The organism is Sphingobium sp. SCG-1 (genome assembly GCF_002953135.1).
GTDB lineage: Bacteria > Pseudomonadota > Alphaproteobacteria > Sphingomonadales > Sphingomonadaceae > Sphingobium.
The window spans coordinates 1,961,227-1,977,299 of record NZ_CP026372.1 but is presented as its reverse complement, the minus strand read 5'-3'; the positions used below and the strand labels follow the sequence as shown (position 1 = coordinate 1,977,299).

Annotated in this window: 14 protein-coding genes, 1 tRNA gene and 2 pseudogenes; 6 read left to right on the top strand and 11 right to left on the bottom strand. The window is 57.9% G+C overall.

Translation table 11 applies throughout. The annotated features are described in order from the left end of the window. Positions 1-2: 2 nt before the first annotated feature. The 8 genes from C1T17_RS09065 to rpsL form a co-directional block, all read right to left on the bottom strand. Positions 3-320, bottom strand: a complete 318-nt coding sequence (locus tag C1T17_RS09065; RefSeq protein WP_104953166.1) for a 50S ribosomal protein L23 — start codon at positions 318-320, stop codon at positions 3-5. Then, positions 313-936, bottom strand: coding sequence for a 50S ribosomal protein L4 (gene rplD, locus C1T17_RS09060; RefSeq protein WP_104953165.1), 624 nt, complete (start codon positions 934-936; stop codon positions 313-315). Before rplD ends, C1T17_RS09065 begins: the two co-directional genes overlap by 8 nt. A gap of 3 nt (positions 937-939) precedes the next feature. After that, complete coding sequence (gene rplC, locus C1T17_RS09055) at positions 940-1,710, bottom strand: 50S ribosomal protein L3 (RefSeq protein WP_104953164.1); 771 nt, start codon at positions 1,708-1,710, stop codon at positions 940-942. Between the two features lie 187 nt (positions 1,711-1,897). Next, the gene (gene rpsJ / locus C1T17_RS09050; RefSeq protein ID WP_104953163.1) at positions 1,898-2,209 is read right to left on the bottom strand and encodes a 30S ribosomal protein S10; all 312 of its coding nucleotides are present in this window, start codon (positions 2,207-2,209) and stop codon (positions 1,898-1,900) included. Positions 2,210-2,349: 140 nt separating this feature from the next. Next, positions 2,350-3,540, bottom strand: coding sequence for an elongation factor Tu (tuf, locus tag C1T17_RS09045; protein WP_104953162.1), 1,191 nt, complete (start codon positions 3,538-3,540; stop codon positions 2,350-2,352). A 143-nt stretch (positions 3,541-3,683) separates the two neighbouring features. Beyond that, complete coding sequence (gene fusA, locus C1T17_RS09040; protein WP_104953161.1) at positions 3,684-5,759, bottom strand: elongation factor G; 2,076 nt, start codon at positions 5,757-5,759, stop codon at positions 3,684-3,686. 199 nt (positions 5,760-5,958) lie between these two features. Then, positions 5,959-6,429, bottom strand: a complete 471-nt coding sequence (gene rpsG, locus C1T17_RS09035) for a 30S ribosomal protein S7 (protein WP_104953160.1) — start codon at positions 6,427-6,429, stop codon at positions 5,959-5,961. 14 nt (positions 6,430-6,443) lie between these two features. Continuing rightward, entirely contained in the window at positions 6,444-6,815 is a 372-nt protein-coding gene (rpsL, locus tag C1T17_RS09030) for a 30S ribosomal protein S12 (RefSeq protein ID WP_007707915.1), read from the bottom strand. 370 nt (positions 6,816-7,185) lie between these two features. On the opposite strand from rpsL, the gene C1T17_RS09025 reads away from it, so the two are divergent. The 5 genes and pseudogenes from C1T17_RS09025 to C1T17_RS21990 form a co-directional block, all read left to right on the top strand. Beyond that, the gene (locus tag C1T17_RS09025; RefSeq protein ID WP_104953159.1) at positions 7,186-7,752 is read left to right on the top strand and encodes a carboxymuconolactone decarboxylase family protein; all 567 of its coding nucleotides are present in this window, start codon (positions 7,186-7,188) and stop codon (positions 7,750-7,752) included. A gap of 50 nt (positions 7,753-7,802) precedes the next feature. Next, complete coding sequence (gene recJ / locus C1T17_RS09020; protein WP_104955107.1) at positions 7,803-9,569, top strand: single-stranded-DNA-specific exonuclease RecJ; 1,767 nt, start codon at positions 7,803-7,805, stop codon at positions 9,567-9,569. A gap of 110 nt (positions 9,570-9,679) precedes the next feature. Continuing rightward, positions 9,680-9,754, top strand: a tRNA-Glu gene (locus tag C1T17_RS09015). Positions 9,755-9,917: 163 nt separating this feature from the next. After that, a complete protein-coding gene (locus C1T17_RS21665; protein WP_223262874.1) occupies positions 9,918-10,115 on the top strand; it encodes an Arm DNA-binding domain-containing protein in 198 nt (65 codons plus the stop codon). Next, a pseudogene (locus tag C1T17_RS21990) lies at positions 10,081-10,800 on the top strand (tyrosine-type recombinase/integrase); the annotation flags it as partial. The gene C1T17_RS21665 and the pseudogene C1T17_RS21990, both read left to right, overlap by 35 nt. 57 nt (positions 10,801-10,857) lie before the next feature. On the opposite strand, the pseudogene C1T17_RS21985 reads toward C1T17_RS21990, so the two are convergent. From C1T17_RS21985 to C1T17_RS09000, 3 genes and pseudogenes are all read right to left on the bottom strand, one after another. Further along, a pseudogene (locus C1T17_RS21985) lies at positions 10,858-11,151 on the bottom strand (flotillin family protein); the annotation flags it as partial. A gap of 561 nt (positions 11,152-11,712) precedes the next feature. Beyond that, on the bottom strand, positions 11,713-12,900 hold the full coding sequence (locus C1T17_RS21010; RefSeq protein WP_145958982.1) for a hypothetical protein: 1,188 nt from the start codon (positions 12,898-12,900) through the stop codon (positions 11,713-11,715). Positions 12,901-12,943: 43 nt separating this feature from the next. Beyond that, positions 12,944-13,912, bottom strand: coding sequence for a serine protease (locus C1T17_RS09000; RefSeq protein WP_104953158.1), 969 nt, complete (start codon positions 13,910-13,912; stop codon positions 12,944-12,946). 755 nt (positions 13,913-14,667) lie between these two features. Here C1T17_RS09000 and C1T17_RS08995 point away from each other — a divergent pair. Further along, positions 14,668-15,849, top strand: a complete 1,182-nt coding sequence (locus C1T17_RS08995; protein WP_104953157.1) for a tyrosine-type recombinase/integrase — start codon at positions 14,668-14,670, stop codon at positions 15,847-15,849. The last annotated feature ends 224 nt before the right edge of the window (positions 15,850-16,073 follow it).

Here is a 16,073-nt window from a genome sequence, read left to right as displayed (position 1 = left end):
CCTCAAATACCGGTGGTGACGTCAATTTGCTTACTGTCGGCAGTAAGCGTGACGATCGCCTTCTTGAAATCGGAACGCTTGTAGGGCTTGCCCTTCCAGCGCTTCACCTTGCCCTTTTGGACAATGGTGTTCACAGCCTTCACCGTCACGCCGAACAGCGCTTCGATAGCTGCCTTGATTTCAGGCTTGGTAGCGTCGTTGGCGACCTTGAAAACAACCGCGTTGTTCTCAGAAAGCAACGTCGCCTTTTCGGTGATGTGCGGCGCGACGACAACGTCATAGTGACGGTTGTCGACAACCTGTGTGGGCTTTTTAGCCATTGAAACGGGCCTCCAGCTTTTCGACGGCCGCGCGGGTCAAGACCAGCGAGTCTGCGCGAAGAATGTCGTAGACATTGGCGCCCACGGCGGGGAGCACATTGATGCCGACCAGATTGGACGAAGCGCGGGCGAAGCTGACGTTGATCGCGTCGCCATCGATGAACAGCGCCTTGGTCAGGCCCAGACCGGCAAGCTTGCCTGCCAGTTCCTGCGTCTTGCCGTCCTTGACGTCGAGGCTGTCGACCACAGTCAGCGTTCCGGCTTTCGCCTTCGCCGACAGCGCCATCTTCAGCCCCAGCGCACGAACCTTCTTGTTCAGCGAAGGGTTGAAGTCACGGACGCGAGGACCATGAGCCTTACCACCGCCAATGAAGATCGGAGCCGCACGATCGCCGTGACGCGCCGTACCGCCGCCCTTCTGGCGACCAAATTTCTTGCCGGTGCGCGACACGTCCGAACGCTCACGCGCTCCACGAGCCGTACCGCGACGCTTCTCAAGCTGCCAGGTAACAACACGATGCAGAATGTCGGCGCGCGGCTCAAGGCCAAACACGTCGTCGTTCAAATCGATGTCGCCAGCGGCTGCCGCGTCGAGGGTCTGTACATTGACCTTCATGGTTTAGCCCTCCTGGCCTTCGGTGGCTTCCGGGGCCACGGCGTCTTCGGCCGGGGTGTTCGCGGGAGCCTCTGAGTCTTCAATGGCGTTGCTGTTTGCAGCCTGCTTCAGGCTTGCGGGATAAGGCACTTCGGCGGGACGAGGCACCTTGACCGCATCCTTGACCGTGAGCCAGGTGCCCTTGGCACCCGGAACGCTGCCCTTGACGAACAGGAGGCCGCGCTCAACGTCCGTGCGCACGATTTCCAGGTTCTGCTGGGTGCGTTCACGGTCGCCCATGTGGCCGGCCATCTTCTTGTTCTTGAACACGCGACCCGGATCCTGACGGTTACCCGTCGAACCATGGGCACGGTGCGAGATCGAAACACCATGGGTTGCACGCATACCGCCGAAACCCCAGCGCTTCATCGCACCGGCAAAGCCCTTGCCCTGCGTATGACCGCTGACATCGACGAGCTGGCCCGCAATGAAGTGGTCGGCGGAGATTTCCGAGCCGACGTCGAGGAGCGCATCCTCGGCAACGCGGAATTCGTAGACCTTTGCCTTGGGCTCAACTTCTGCCTTCGCGAAGTGGCCACGCTGCGGCTTGGCAACATTCTTGGCCTTGGCGACGCCAGCACCAAGCTGAACGGCGATATAGCCGTCACGATCTGTTTCGCGGCGAGCGATAACCTGATTGCCTTCGAGTGCCAGAACGGTGACGGGCACATGGCGGCCATCATCCTGGAACAGGCGGGTCATCCCCACTTTTTTCGCGATCACGCCAGTGCGCATGATCCATACTCCCAATAGAGGCCCACCGGGACGGCGGGCGTATCCAACGAAAAGACCCCGCAGGATTTCTCCTGTGGGGCCAACCCGAAATTGATGATCACCCCGTCCGGGTTGGATGCTCCCACTAATGCGGGAGCGACGGGGGACCAGGACCGCAGCAAAGCTGCGCGGTATCCCTTAACTGCTCTTAAGCGAGCTTGATCTCGACGTTCACGCCGGCAGCCAAATCGAGCTTCATCAGCGCGTCGACCGTTTGGGGCGTCGGCTGCACAATGTCAAGCATGCGCTTGTAGGTGCGAACCTCGAACTGTTCACGCGACTTCTTGTCGACGTGCGGACCACGGTTCACCGTGAACTTCTCGATGCGCGTCGGCAACGGAATGGGACCGCGGATCAACGCACCCGTACGGCGCGCGGTATCGGCAATGTCGCCGGTGGCCTGATCCAAAACACGATGGTCAAAAGCCTTCAGGCGAATGCGAATATTCTGCGTATCCATGTCCGTTATACCGATGCGAAAGAGCCAAAAACAAAATCGCCCCAGTTGATCCTCTAGCGTTTAAGCCGGCGAGGACCGGTCCGAGGCGATGAAATCAGGAACCGCGCGAATCATCAGACCCGCGCGGTTCGCTGCCTATATTACTTAGAGATCGTTCCGACAACCCCTGCGCCGACGGTACGACCGCCTTCACGGATTGCGAAGCGCAGACCCGAGTCCATCGCGATCGGTGCGATGAGCTTGATGTTCAGCTTTACGTTGTCGCCGGGCATAACCATCTCAGTGCCTTCAGGAAGGATCACTTCGCCGGTCACGTCGGTCGTGCGGAAATAGAACTGCGGGCGGTAGTTAGCGAAGAACGGCGTGTGACGGCCACCCTCTTCCTTCGACAGCACGTAGATTTCAGCGTCGAACTCGGTGTGCGGCGTAACCGAGCCTGGCTTGGCCAGAACCTGTCCACGCTCAACGTCTTCACGACCAACGCCACGAACCAGCGCACCGATGTTGTCGCCTGCACGACCTTCGTCGAGCAGCTTGCGGAACATTTCAACGCCCGTAACGGTGGTCTTGCGCGTGTCCTTGATGCCGACGATCTCGACTTCTTCGCCAACCTTGACGATGCCGGTCTCGACGCGGCCGGTCACAACCGTACCACGACCCGAGATCGAGAACACGTCTTCGATCGGCATCAGGAACGGCTTGTCCACCGGACGCTCAGGCTGCGGGATCCAGCTGTCAACAGCCGACATCAGTTTCAGGACGGCGTCATGGCCGATCTCAGGCGTCTTGTCCTGAAGGGCAGCAACGGCCGAACCAGGGATGATGGGGATGTTGTCGCCATCGAAATCATATGACGACAGCAGCTCGCGGATTTCCAGCTCAACGAGCTCAAGGATTTCTGCGTCATCAACAAGGTCGACCTTGTTCATGAACACGACCAGCTGAGGAACGCCGACCTGCTTGGCGAGCAGGATGTGCTCGCGGGTCTGAGGCATCGGGCCGTCGGTCGCGGAAACGACGAGGATCGCGCCGTCCATCTGCGCAGCACCCGTGATCATGTTCTTCACATAGTCAGCATGGCCCGGGCAATCGACGTGCGCATAGTGGCGTGCTTCGGTTTCATATTCGACGTGCGCCGTCGAAATGGTAATGCCGCGCTCGCGCTCTTCAGGCGCCTTGTCGATGTTGTCGTAGCTCGTGAAGGTTGCGCCGCCAGTTTCGGCCAACACCTTGGTGATCGCTGCGGTCAGCGAGGTCTTGCCATGGTCAACATGACCGATGGTGCCGATGTTGCAGTGCGGCTTATTCCGCTCAAACTTAGCTTTCGCCATTTCTCTCTACCTTCTTGTCCAAATAGCTTGGGTCTGACCGCTTGGGCGCGCGCCGGCTTCCCTGTGCGAAGGCGCGTCCATAGCAGTATATTTACAGATTGCCAGCCCCGACGACCCTGATTTGGACCGTCGGGACAAATTTATCAGGCGAGCTTCGCCTTGACTTCGTCAGCCACGTTCTGCGGAACTTCTTCGTAATGCGAGAACTGCATCGTGTACTGCGCACGTCCCTGCGTAAAGGAACGCAGCTGGTTCACGTAGCCGAACATGTTTGCGAGCGGCACCACGGCTTCGACGACCTGGGCATTGCCTCGGCTGTCCGTGCCTTGGATCTGACCACGGCGGCTGTTGATGTCGCCGATAACGTCGCCAAGATAATCTTCCGGCGTCACCACCTCGACCTTCATGATCGGCTCGAGGAGCTTGATGCCTGCCTTCTGCGCCGCTTCACGCATCGCGCCACGAGCACAGATTTCGAATGCCAGCGCCGAGGAGTCGACGTCATGGTAGGCGCCGTCATACAGCGTCGCGGTGAAATCGATGATCGGGAAGCCGATCAGCGAGCCCGTTGCGGCGATTTCACGGATGCCCTTCTCGACCGAGGGGATATATTCCTTGGGAATATTGCCGCCCTTGATCTCATCGTTGAAGATCACGCCCTGGCCGCGCTCGCCCGGCTCGACCGTGAACTTGATGCGACCGAACTGACCCGAACCGCCCGACTGCTTCTTATGCGTGTAGTCGACGTCGACCTTCTTCGCGAGATATTCGCGATAAGCGACCTGCGGCGCACCGACGTTCGCCTCGACCTTGAACTCGCGCTTCATGCGATCGACGAGAATTTCGAGGTGAAGTTCGCCCATGCCCTTGATGATGGTCTGGCCGCTTTCGTTGTCCGAAGACACGCGGAAGGACGGATCTTCGCGCGCAAGCCGATTGAGCGCGACGCCCATCTTTTCCTGGTCGGCCTTGGTCTTGGGTTCCACCGAGAGCTCGATAACGGGTTCTGGGAATTCCATGCGCTCCAGGATGATCGGCGCATTGGACGCGCAGAGCGTATCACCGGTCGTCGTTTCCTTGAGACCCGCGAGAGCGACGATGTCGCCTGCGAACGCTTCCTGGATGTCTTCACGGCTGTTGGCATGCATGAGCAACATGCGGCCAACCTTCTCCTTCTTGTCCTTCACCGAGTTGGTGACGGACGAAGCGGTTTCCAGCTTGCCGGAGTAGATGCGCGCGAACGTCAGCGTACCCACGAACGGATCGTTCATGATCTTGAACGCCAGCGCGGAGAACGGTGCGTCATCGGCAGGCGGACGCGTGTCGGGCGTAACGCCGTCCAGCTTCAGGCCTTCGACATCCTTGATGTCCAGCGGGCTGGGCAGATAATCGACCACGGCGTCGAGCAAGGGCTGCACGCCCTTGTTCTTGAACGCGGAGCCACACAGCACAGGCACGAACGAGAAATTTAGCGTGCCCTTGCGAATCAGCTTGGTCAGGGTCGCCGCGTCGGGCAGATTGCCTTCGAGATAGGCTTCCATGACTTCATCGTCCTGCTCGACAGCCATCTCGATCAATTCCGAGCGGGCAGCGGCAGCGGCATCCTTCAAGTCGTCAGGAATTTCGGCGTAGTCGAACTTCGCGCCGAGGCTTTCGTCCTGCCAGATGATCGCACGATCACGAACCAGATCGACCAGGCCCTTGAAGCCGCCCTCGATACCGATCGGCAAATACAGAACCATCGGACGCGCGCCGAGGCGATCCTTGATCATTTCTACGCAGCGTTCGAAATTCGCGCCGGTGCGATCGAGCTTGTTGACGAAGCACATGCGAGGCACGTGATACTTCTCAGCCTGACGCCACACGGTTTCGGACTGCGGCTCAACGCCAGCAACGCCGTCAAAGCAAGCGACCGCGCCATCGAGCACGCGGAGCGAACGCTCGACTTCGATGGTGAAGTCGACGTGGCCGGGGGTGTCGATGATGTTGATGCGGTGATCGTCCCAGAAGCACGTCGTCGCAGCGGACGTGATCGTGATGCCACGCTCCTGCTCCTGCTCCATCCAGTCCATCGTCGCGGCGCCGTCATGGACTTCGCCGATCTTATAGGACTTGCCGGTGTAATACAGGATGCGCTCGGTCGTCGTCGTCTTGCCGGCGTCGATGTGCGCCATGATGCCGATGTTGCGATACTTGTCGAGCGGATGGCTGCGGGCCATGATGGTTCTCCGGTGCCGATGAGCGGCGGTTTGGGATCTGAGTCTAGCGTCTTGGGGCGGCCCATAGCGCAAACCGTTCGCCCTGAGTAGGGGCCGAGCACGCGAAAACGCCCCGGACTGAACGGTGAGACACGGAACTCACCTGAAAATCATGAAAGCCGGGCGCCGCTTAAGCAGCGCCCGGCCCTCTATATAGTGATTACCAGCGGTAATGCGAGAAGGCGCGGTTGGCTTCGGCCATCCGGTGCGTGTCTTCACGCTTCTTCACGGCATTGCCACGGTTGTTCGCGGCATCCAGCAGCTCACCCGAAAGGCGCGCAGCCATCGTGGTTTCGCTGCGGTTGCGTGCGGCCGTAATGAGCCAGCGGATCGCCAGCGCCTGGGCGCGCTCGGGGCGCACTTCGACGGGAACCTGGTACGTCGCACCACCGACGCGGCGGCTGCGGACTTCGATGCCGGGCTTCACATTGTTCAATGCGTCATGGAACATGCCGATGGGATCCTTCTTGGCTTTCGCCTCGACGGTCTCAAGAGCGCCATAGACGATGCCTTCGGCGACGGCTTTCTTGCCGTCTTCCATGACACTGTTCATGAACTTGGAGAGGATCTGATCGCCATATTTGGGATCGGGAAGGATGATGCGCTTTTCTGGGCGACGACGACGTGACATGTTTTCAGTCTCCCTTACTTAGGACGCTTCGCGCCGTACTTCGAACGGCTCTGCTTACGATCCTTGACGCCCTGCGTATCGAGTACGCCGCGAAGGACATGGTAACGCACACCGGGAAGATCTCGCACACGACCACCGCGGATCAGCACAACGCTGTGCTCCTGAAGGTTGTGACCTTCACCGGGGATGTACGTGATGACTTCACGCTGGTTGACGAGGCGAACCTTGGCAACCTTACGCAGAGCCGAGTTCGGCTTCTTTGGAGTCGTCGTGTAGACGCGTGTGCAAACGCCGCGCTTTTGCGGGTTCGCATCCATCGCAGGGACCTTGGACTTGGCCTTCTGCGGATCGCGGCCCTTGCGGACCAACTGGTTAATCGTTGGCATGAAGCCCTTCACCTTTTCAAAGTTACTCTGCCGACCTGCCTCATGCATGTTGTTGCTGTCTCCAACGACAATGGCCCCGGCGGTCGTTAAGACCCCTGGAGCCGCAAGAGCATCCGGCAATGTTCAGCTCTGTATTTCCGCCCGTGGATGACAGCAGGAGAAGCGAATCTCACGCCGAAGGCCATCGAACAGGGGCGCCCTATACGTCGGAGTCCCGGGATGGTCAAGCCGATGCGGCTATGGCCTGTTTATCCGAAGGCGACAGTGAAGTTGATGCCTAAAACATTAAATTTCGGACATCCGCCATCATGGCGCAACATCGACTGGGCAGAACCGTTACGCAGCCACACCTTTCCACGGAGTTCCGCCAATGCGCTTGCCCCTTATACCAACATCTGAGCTTACGGCGGAACAGAAGCCGCTCTATGCGGACATGAAGCAGGGCATCGCCTCCAACTTCAACGCGTTCAAGACGATTACGGAAGACGGGTCGCTGATCGGCCCTTGGAACGCGTGGTTGCATGAACCACAGATCGGCGCGGCGGTGTGGAACCTGACAAAGGTGATGACGGCGCAGGCCACATTACCTGACAGCGAGCGGCAAATCGCGATTCTGGTGGTGGGCGCGCACTTCGATGCTGCCTATGAAGTTTACGCACATATCGCCGTCGCAGAGAAGGACGGGATGAGCGATGCACGCCTGTCGACGCTGGTGGCAGGATGCCGGCCGAATGACCTCAGCGAAAGCGAAGGCTGTGCCTATGACGTGGCGTTCGCGCTGGTGAATGGCGGTGTATTGCCAGAGCCTTGCTACCGACAAGCGGTTTCGCTGTTCGGGCAACATGGCGCGAACGAACTCATCTATCTGGTGGGTCTATATTGCATGGTGTCGACGACGCTGAACGGCTTCAACGTGCCTGTCCCCGAACGCGAATAGGCGCTTGCGCTCTTCCGCTGCCGGAGCGCAGCGGCTAGAGCGAGGCGATGATCACCCCTGCCCTCAACATTACGCGTTCCATTCTCGGCCAGCCCTGGCACTGGCGGGGCACGAGCGCGGATGGCCGGGAGGGTGATTTTCGACCGGACGATCTCGTCACGCAATTGCTGATGACGCGCGGCTGCGCCCGCGAAGACGTGGAAATGCATCGCACGCCGACCATCCGCGCGTTCATGCCCGATCCGAGTCAATTTCAGGATATGGATCGTGCGGCTGATCGGCTGGCGGATGCTGTGCAGAGCGGCGAGAACGTCACCATTTTCGGCGACTATGATGTGGACGGCGCGACCAGTGCGGCGCTGCTGATCCGGCTCCTGCGCGACCTTGGGCTGACAGCCCGCGCCTATATCCCCGACCGGCTGATGGAAGGCTATGGCCCGTCGGGCGAAGCACTGGTTCGCCTCGCCAAGGAAGGCTCTTCGCTGATCGTCACGGTGGACTGCGGCGCGCAGGCCTTTGAAGCGCTGGCAATGGCGCGCGAAGCGGGCGTCGATGTCATCGTCGTCGACCATCACAAATGCGCGAGCGCCCTCCCCCTCGCCCATTCGCTCGTCAATCCTAACCGCCTTGATGAAAGCGTAGTCGGGTCGGCCTTCGGTCACCTCGCCGCCGTGGGTGTGGCCTTCCTGCTTGGTGCGGCATTGATCCGCGCTTTGAGAGCGCGGGGATGGTTCGCGACGCGGCAGGAACCGAAGCTGATCGAGCTTCTCGACATCGTAGCGCTGGGTACCGTCGCGGACGTGGCGCAATTGCGCGGCCTCAACCGGGCATTCGTGGCGCAGGGTCTGAAGGTCATGGCGCAGGGCCGCAACATCGGCCTGACCGCCCTGCTGGAGGCCAGCCGCCTGAAACGCGTGCCGTTGTGTCATGACCTCGGCTTCGCGTTGGGTCCGCGCATCAATGCGGGCGGGCGTGTGGGAAAATCCGACCTGGGGGTCAGGTTGCTAACGACAGAGGATCCCGAGGAAGCACGGGAGATCGCGACGGAACTCGACCGCCTGAACGAAGAACGCCGCGCCATCGAGGGGAACGTGCAGGCCCAAGCGGAAGCGCTATCCGCCACCCAGCACAACCGCGCCGTCGCCGTGATCGCGGGCGATGGCTGGCACCCCGGCGTCATCGGCATCGTCGCGGGACGCCTCAAGGAAAAGCTGGGGCGCCCCGCCATCGTGATCGCGTTGGACGAGCATGGCGTGGGAAAAGGGTCAGGCCGCTCGATCAGTGGCGTCGATCTGGGCGCTGCCGTGCTGGCCGCGAAAGATAGTGGTTTGCTGGTGGCCGGCGGCGGTCATGCCATGGCTGCTGGCCTCACCCTGGCTAAAGGTGGGCTGGATGCTCTGGCCGATTTCCTCGATGCGCGGCTATCGGAAGACGTGGCGCGCGCGATGGGCGCCACGTCGCTCCTGATCGATGCCGTGCTGAGCCCGCGCGCGGTCAACCCGGAATTCGTCGCCGCGGTCGATCAGGGTGGTCCTTATGGCACAGGCTGGCCCGCACCACGGATCGCTACCGGCCCCGTCCGGGTAATCAAGGCTGATATCGTCGGCACCAACCACCTACGTGCCATCGTCTCCGGCGACGACGGAAAATCGATCAAGACGGTCGCCTTTCGCCAAGCGGAAAGCGATCTTGGCCGCGCCATTCTGGGCGCGCCGCGTGACCGCAGGCTGTGGCTCGCAGGGCGCGCCAAGATCGACGATTGGAACGGCGGCTCTTCCGCAGAACTTCATCTCGAAGACGCCGCATGGTGCGATTGAGGCGCGCGTCACGAGCGACATCATTATCTTGGGTTTTGGGGTTGACCGTCCAAAGTGAAAACCCTAATGCCGCCTTCGCTTCTGGCGCCGCCGCACTCCGGCCGCCCATTGGCCCCATCGTCTAGCGGTTAGGACGCGGCCCTTTCACGGCTGAAACACGGGTTCGATTCCCGTTGGGGTCACCAATTTCAAGTCTCACCAGGTGCCAGAAAAGCCCGGAAATCGCTATTTTCCTGAGGCTTTCTTTGCTATGATGGTCTCGTCACGAGCGGCTAGATACCACTGCATACCAGCGAGTTGATGGTATTTCTGATGGTGCTTTTCGCTCCCTGATCGGGAAATACCATCATGCCCCTTTCGGCCGTCGCCATCAAAGCCGCTAGGCCGCGCGACAAGGAGTACAAGCTCACGGACGCGGACGGACTTTACCTGCTGGTGAAGCCTTCAGGCCAGCGGTACTGGCGAATGAACTACCGGCACCTTGGCAAGCAGGAAGACGCTGTCCTTCGGTGTGTGGCCCGAGACGGGATTGGCCGAAGCACGTGAGCAACGGACCTCGGCACGCAAGGTGCTGGCGCGTGGCGACGATCCGGCCGAGCAGATGAAACTCGAGCGCATTGCCGCCACCGTCGCTGCGTCTAACAGTTTCAAGGCTGTGGCAGACGAGTGGCTGATCAAGATGGAACGGGAGGGCCGTTCCGCTGTCACGATGAAGAAGCTTCGCTGGCTACTGGACTTCATCAATGCTTCTGTGGGCAAACGCCCGATAGCTTCGATCTCTGCACAGGAAGTGCTAGTCATGCTGCGGAAAATGGAGAGCAAGGGCCGCTACGAAACGGCCAAACGCTTGCGCAGCACCTGCAGCCAGATCTTTCGCTACGCTATAGCGACTGCGCGCGCTGAGCGCGACGTGGGGTCAGACCTCTGCGGTGCCCTGATTGCTCCTAAGACGGTACACCGCCCAGCCATCACCGCACCGTCAGAAGCTGGCGCCCTGCTGCGGGCAATCGACACGTTCGAGGGCCACGCCAACACCAAAGTTGCGCTTCGCCTGCTGCCGCACGTTTTCGTTCGTCCTGGCGAGCTGAGACATGCCGAATGGGCAGACTTCGATTTTGAGAGGGCAATCTGCACCATCCGGTCACACAAGACCAAGATGCGCCGCGCACATGTGATCCCCCTCTCCCCCCAAGTTGTCGACATACTTGGTTCGATCGAACAAGACGCCAGCTATAGCAGTCTACTGTTCCCTTCTCTCCGCTCCGTTGATCGACCTATGTCGGAGAACGACCGTGGCCGTTTGGATCACCTTGTCCGCTTCGGTCTTCGCGACCCTCTGTGCCTGCTCCGCTGTGATGCGTGCGATTTCAGCGAGGCGGGTCTGTTCCGCTTCGGCCGTGGCAATAGCCGTCGCCTGCTCCGCACGCCGAGCGGCAAGCGTTTGCTCCTGCGTCAATCGCGCCTGTTCGGCAGCTTGAGCGATCTCCAACGACTGATTGTTCGCCTCAAGATTACGCTGTTCGATCTCGACCCGGTTCGTCGCTACGATGTCCTTGCGAATCTTCTTTCGCTCTTCGATGGTATTACAATGCTGGTGAAGGCGAGCATTGATTTACCGACCATCCAAAGAATCAGCGGTCACAAAACCTTCGCCATGGTCCTTCCGACCCAAATAGGCCGCTCAGCGATAAATCTTTGTTCCCCAAGTCCTGACCGTCCGGTTTCCGGCGGTGTCGACCAGTTCAGGTCATTCCCGGCTCTCTCGCTGAACGGCGGTTTGCGCTGGGACCTGCCATTCGGCTCCAGTAGACCGTCGGGTCGGCAATGCGCCAGTTCTTGCCGTTCGATAGAGCCGGAGGCATTCCCAAGAGCGGTCATTCCACCTGCAGCCGGTCCTTTTGGATGGTATGGTTTAGGATATACGTTTTGAGTCCTGCCAATCGGTATATGACACCGATATCGCAAAATTCCTTTTTGGGTATCCCAAACAGTACCTAGCCGCGATGACTAATTGCGTGACGAACCATGCCTCTCCCGTTGGGCACCGCAGTGCGTTTTTCTAGCGGTGAGCACTGCGCCCATAATCAGATGCGTCGCTGGCGGTAAAGATCTCAACTTCGCGCGAACGCCATATCTTCAATTTTTATAGGCTTTCGCTACATGCAACGGATACAGACTTGGCTGTTTTATTTGTGGCCTTTCTTCCACTTTCTTGAATATGCCTCAAGGCAGTGAGAGTCGTGCGACAAACTAGGACACCAGATTTCTTTACAGATCCGTCATTTGGATCAGTGTAAATGTAACTCGCAATCAATCCTCCACTAATCTTTACAGGATCCACTCCGAATATTGTGGAAATGTTTTTCGTATTTACTATACTTCCTCCCGCTTTATCAACATAAACCCGTAATATTGATCCAATTCTGCTTCCTAGCCGTTCAACCCTTGCCGCTTCAGCTGCGGGAATCGTTCCCTTATCATCTGGCGAGAGGAATTTAGACATAGCACTATCAAACCTTGCTACGACAGAGTCGAGTTGAGTTGCCTTCGCTGCATTTGCCCCTACTGGCTTCTCTCCTAACGTTTTCCGCAAATCGATGGCCTGTTGGCGCATTCCTGAAAGTGTATCAATACGCTGGAGCACTGCTTGGTCCATCCAAAGTTTGCCTGATACAAATGCTTCATCGCGTGGGATTGTTGGTGCCGAAGCTAGAAAGGACGAACTCAGCGCACCGCTTGTCGCCGTAGCCAAGGTTCGATCTGAAATGCCGTTGATTTCTACACCGGTAACGGATGTTTCAGCGCGAAAAAGGCCTGAAACTGCCGACACCGCCGCAATCGCCATTCCTGGTGCCAGCCGCGAAGTCCCGGCAAGGTCTGGATCTGGCACCCCAGCATTCTGAAACGCCACTCGTAACCCGTCAAGTTGAACTCGAATGATAGCTAGTTGTGAAAAATTCACTCCTTCGTCGCCGGCCAAGACAAGGTAACCTATCTTCCCGCCGGTAAGCTGTGGTGCCGTCGCTGCAATATATCTACCCGCAGCGTTCGCTGCGGCGGTAGCGAGGATCGTAGCCTCTATCACGCCAGCACCACTTCCTAGTTCGGTTTCCCCTGAATAGCTGGGGAGCCCCCAGGCATCAACCTTCGCTTTAACAAGTGCGGCTTCTGCATTTCTCTGAGCTGCCTGAGCGTTAATCAGCGCCGTCTCAGCAGCAATCCGAGCGGTCTCTTTGGCCAATTCTGTATTATCATCTTCCGCGTGTGCAGTTGTAATATTGCACAGTGTTAATGCAATTAGATAAACGCCAATTCTAATAAATGATGGCATAATTGTCGTCCTTCTGCGAATGATCTGCATAATAAGAACGCATTCACTTCTGATTTACTGTCATTGCCACCTGTACTGGGATGAAAGTATTAATCCAGCTCCGGAGCTTTGGGACGTTGGCGTACACGCCGTACTTCAATCGCTGCGCGCACCCCTCTCCCCAACTTACGACGCCGATCAGGCGAGCTTGTGCGCCATCACCTACAGTGAGAGGGCCACCGCTATCGCCTTGGCAGGAGTCTAGTCCACCATCGCGCTCTCCCGCGCACAGCATGGAATCCTTGATTGCTCCTTGATAGCTCTGAGTTTCCATGCATGCCTCCGAGCTTACTAAGGGGACACGGACGGCTAGCAAATCTGGCGACATCATGCCGCTTTCTGTAACTCCCCAGCCAGAAACTAAAGCGCTGGCGCCGAAGGGGGGCATAGCGTCAGAAAGAACGACCGGCTTTCCTAGCTTGCTGGGCGATGCAAGCTTCAGAATGGCAACATCATTCTCCTTCGTCTGATTATCGTATTGCGGGTGGGAATATATTTCGGATACGTTAATCCGTTCACCACCCGTTCCGTAGAATCCGGTTCCGGCAACTGCCGCAAGACGCTTAGGGTCGCCACGTACGATATCGTTTTTTACACAATGAGCAGCCGTTAAGATTAAATCTGCAGCAATAAGCGATCCGCCGCAAAATGCATATCTATTCGGCTCGGGCAAGTATCCTCTAATCAGCGCAACTTGCCATGGAACTTTTTCATAATCTATTATGAAACCACCAATGATTCTTGGATCTGCTCGAAAAACACTTCGAACAATGTTTCTCTGATTTTCAGGAAGTCCTTTGATAACGTTTTCTATTTCGGTAGAACTTTTTGTCTTAATAGATGTGCTTTCAATTTTCTTTAGGACGTTGCTGGGGATGGCATTTTTCAACCATCCGGCATAAGCTGGATAACTGATTGCCGAAGAAACAAACAAACAAATTGCCGCCGTACTTTTGAGAACAAACCTAGACATCGTTACCCCCTGTTAATGGTGTGATCGACGCCTCTTTTTAGAGGGTTGTTATGAGCGAGCCCTTCGTCGTCTTAGCCTCAATCAATTCAGTAATCCATAGAGAGACTGTTTTACGGCGCGAATATTCGACACCCTTCCGGCGAAGCCGACGCCGTCACCTCCGAGTTGCAGCGCATCCGCCGGCTTTATGACATCGAGGCAGAGGTTCGGGGCCAACAGCCTGACAGGGTATGATAAGTTCGTTTCTTCGTCCGCCAATCTGTATCCTATTCACGAAACCTGGGATTATGCGTCGAGTAATCAACAATTGTCGAAATCGGCTGGGCAGATATCTCGGCCTGGCGTCACGTGCTATGGATGGGCAGCTATGCGTGCCTACCCGTTGGTAAGCCGAAATCCCGCAATCGGCCAATGTTGCACACAAATGTTCCAACAGATTATGGCCCTCCTCCACATTGAGAACGTCTTGCTCTACGAGAACTGTGGGGGGGAATGTGGGGCACAAACACCGTCCTCATAAAGTAATAAGTAAAATCAATCTTCTAGATGAGGAGTTCGATACAAGCCCTGCCACCATTTTCCTATTCACCGGCATCCCTAAAAATCCATGGAAACCCATGGATTTCTGCGACATATTGTCCATGTTCCGTCCCCACACAACCATCGCGATCCACCCTCATCCGATGTGTGGGGAAGGGAAGGCAGTTCCCCACACTTGAGTTTTCCGGAACGGTCTTAGGAATGTGGGGAAGGAAATGGGTAAGCTAACGGCGGTAGCGGTGAAGGCCGCTTCGAAGAATCCGGGCACCTATCAGGATGGTGACGGTCTTTTCCTGAAAGTGGGGAAGAACGGTGCTGCATCATGGCTGCTTCGAGTCCAGCAGGATGGCGAGCGAAGGGACATCGGGATCGGCAGCGCGAAGCTCGTGACGCTGGCTGAGGCGCGCGAGAAGGCCAACCAGTTGCGCAAGGCTGTCAAGGTCGAGAAGCGTGATGTGCTCGTTGAGAAGAAGGATGAAGCCGCAGCAAGAGTGACGTTAAAGGAAGTGGCGCTCCAATACCATTCCGAGAACGAGGCAGGCTGGAAGAGCGACGTCTACACCCGCCAATGGCTCGCGAGCTTGCAGAACTATGTCTTTCCCAAGCTAGGCAACATACCGACGGGCAGCATCACAACTGCCGATATAATCGAAGTCCTGACCCCGATCTGGCAGGAAATCCCCGAAACCGCGCGCCAGGTACGCAACCGGATCTGCGCGGTGCTGGACTACGCACACGCCAAGGGCTGGCGCTCCCGCGAAGCCCCATCGGGAAATGGAAGCTTGAAAGCCGGACGCGGCTTACCCCGGCAGGTGAAGTCGCGAGAGAATCGCAAGTCCATGCCATATATTGCAGTGCCCGGCTTCATCACCGCTTTGCGGCGCAAACCTTCCTTCGGACGGCTGGCATTAGAATTTCTAATACTTACCGGCGTGCGTAGCCAGGAGGTGCGCCTTGCGACATGGGCGGAGTTTGATCTCGATGGGCACCACTGGGCGATTCCTGCCGATCATATGAAGCGGGGTAAGGCGCATGTGGTTCCACTCTCCAACGCGGCTTTGGCGGTGCTCACGAAAGCGCGTGCGCTGCAACTTCCGGATACAGATGTCGTTTTCCCCGGCGTGGCTGGCAATCCGATGTCAGACATGACTCTGCTGAAGGTTCTGCGAGACATGAGCGAGCCATTTCACGTTCACGGTTTTCGTTCGAGCTTTACGGACTGGGCAGCAAATGAAGGCTTTGCCGATGCCGTTGTCGAGGCTGCTCTGGCTCACAAGACACCTGACGCTGTGCAGGCGGCCTACCGCCGCACGACATATCTAGGCACAGAAAATCAGCCAGGTGCCCGCGTCAAACTGATGGAGGCTTGGGGGAGTTATTGCGTCAGTCGTTCATAGAGCTAGAAACGCGCGGCAATAACCTGCCCAATTAACAACTCTGCCGATGCGAAATTAACCGATAGGAAATGTAAGGTTTGCAGCATCGATAGTCAGGATGGCAGACATATGCATCGCGTCGCGGTCGACCCATCCAAGCCACTCAGAGGCTACTTTTAGCTTCCAAGGTGCGGACCGGCAGCTTCTGGGTCACTTCCCCCGGAACTGCCACTTTGCGATCACCG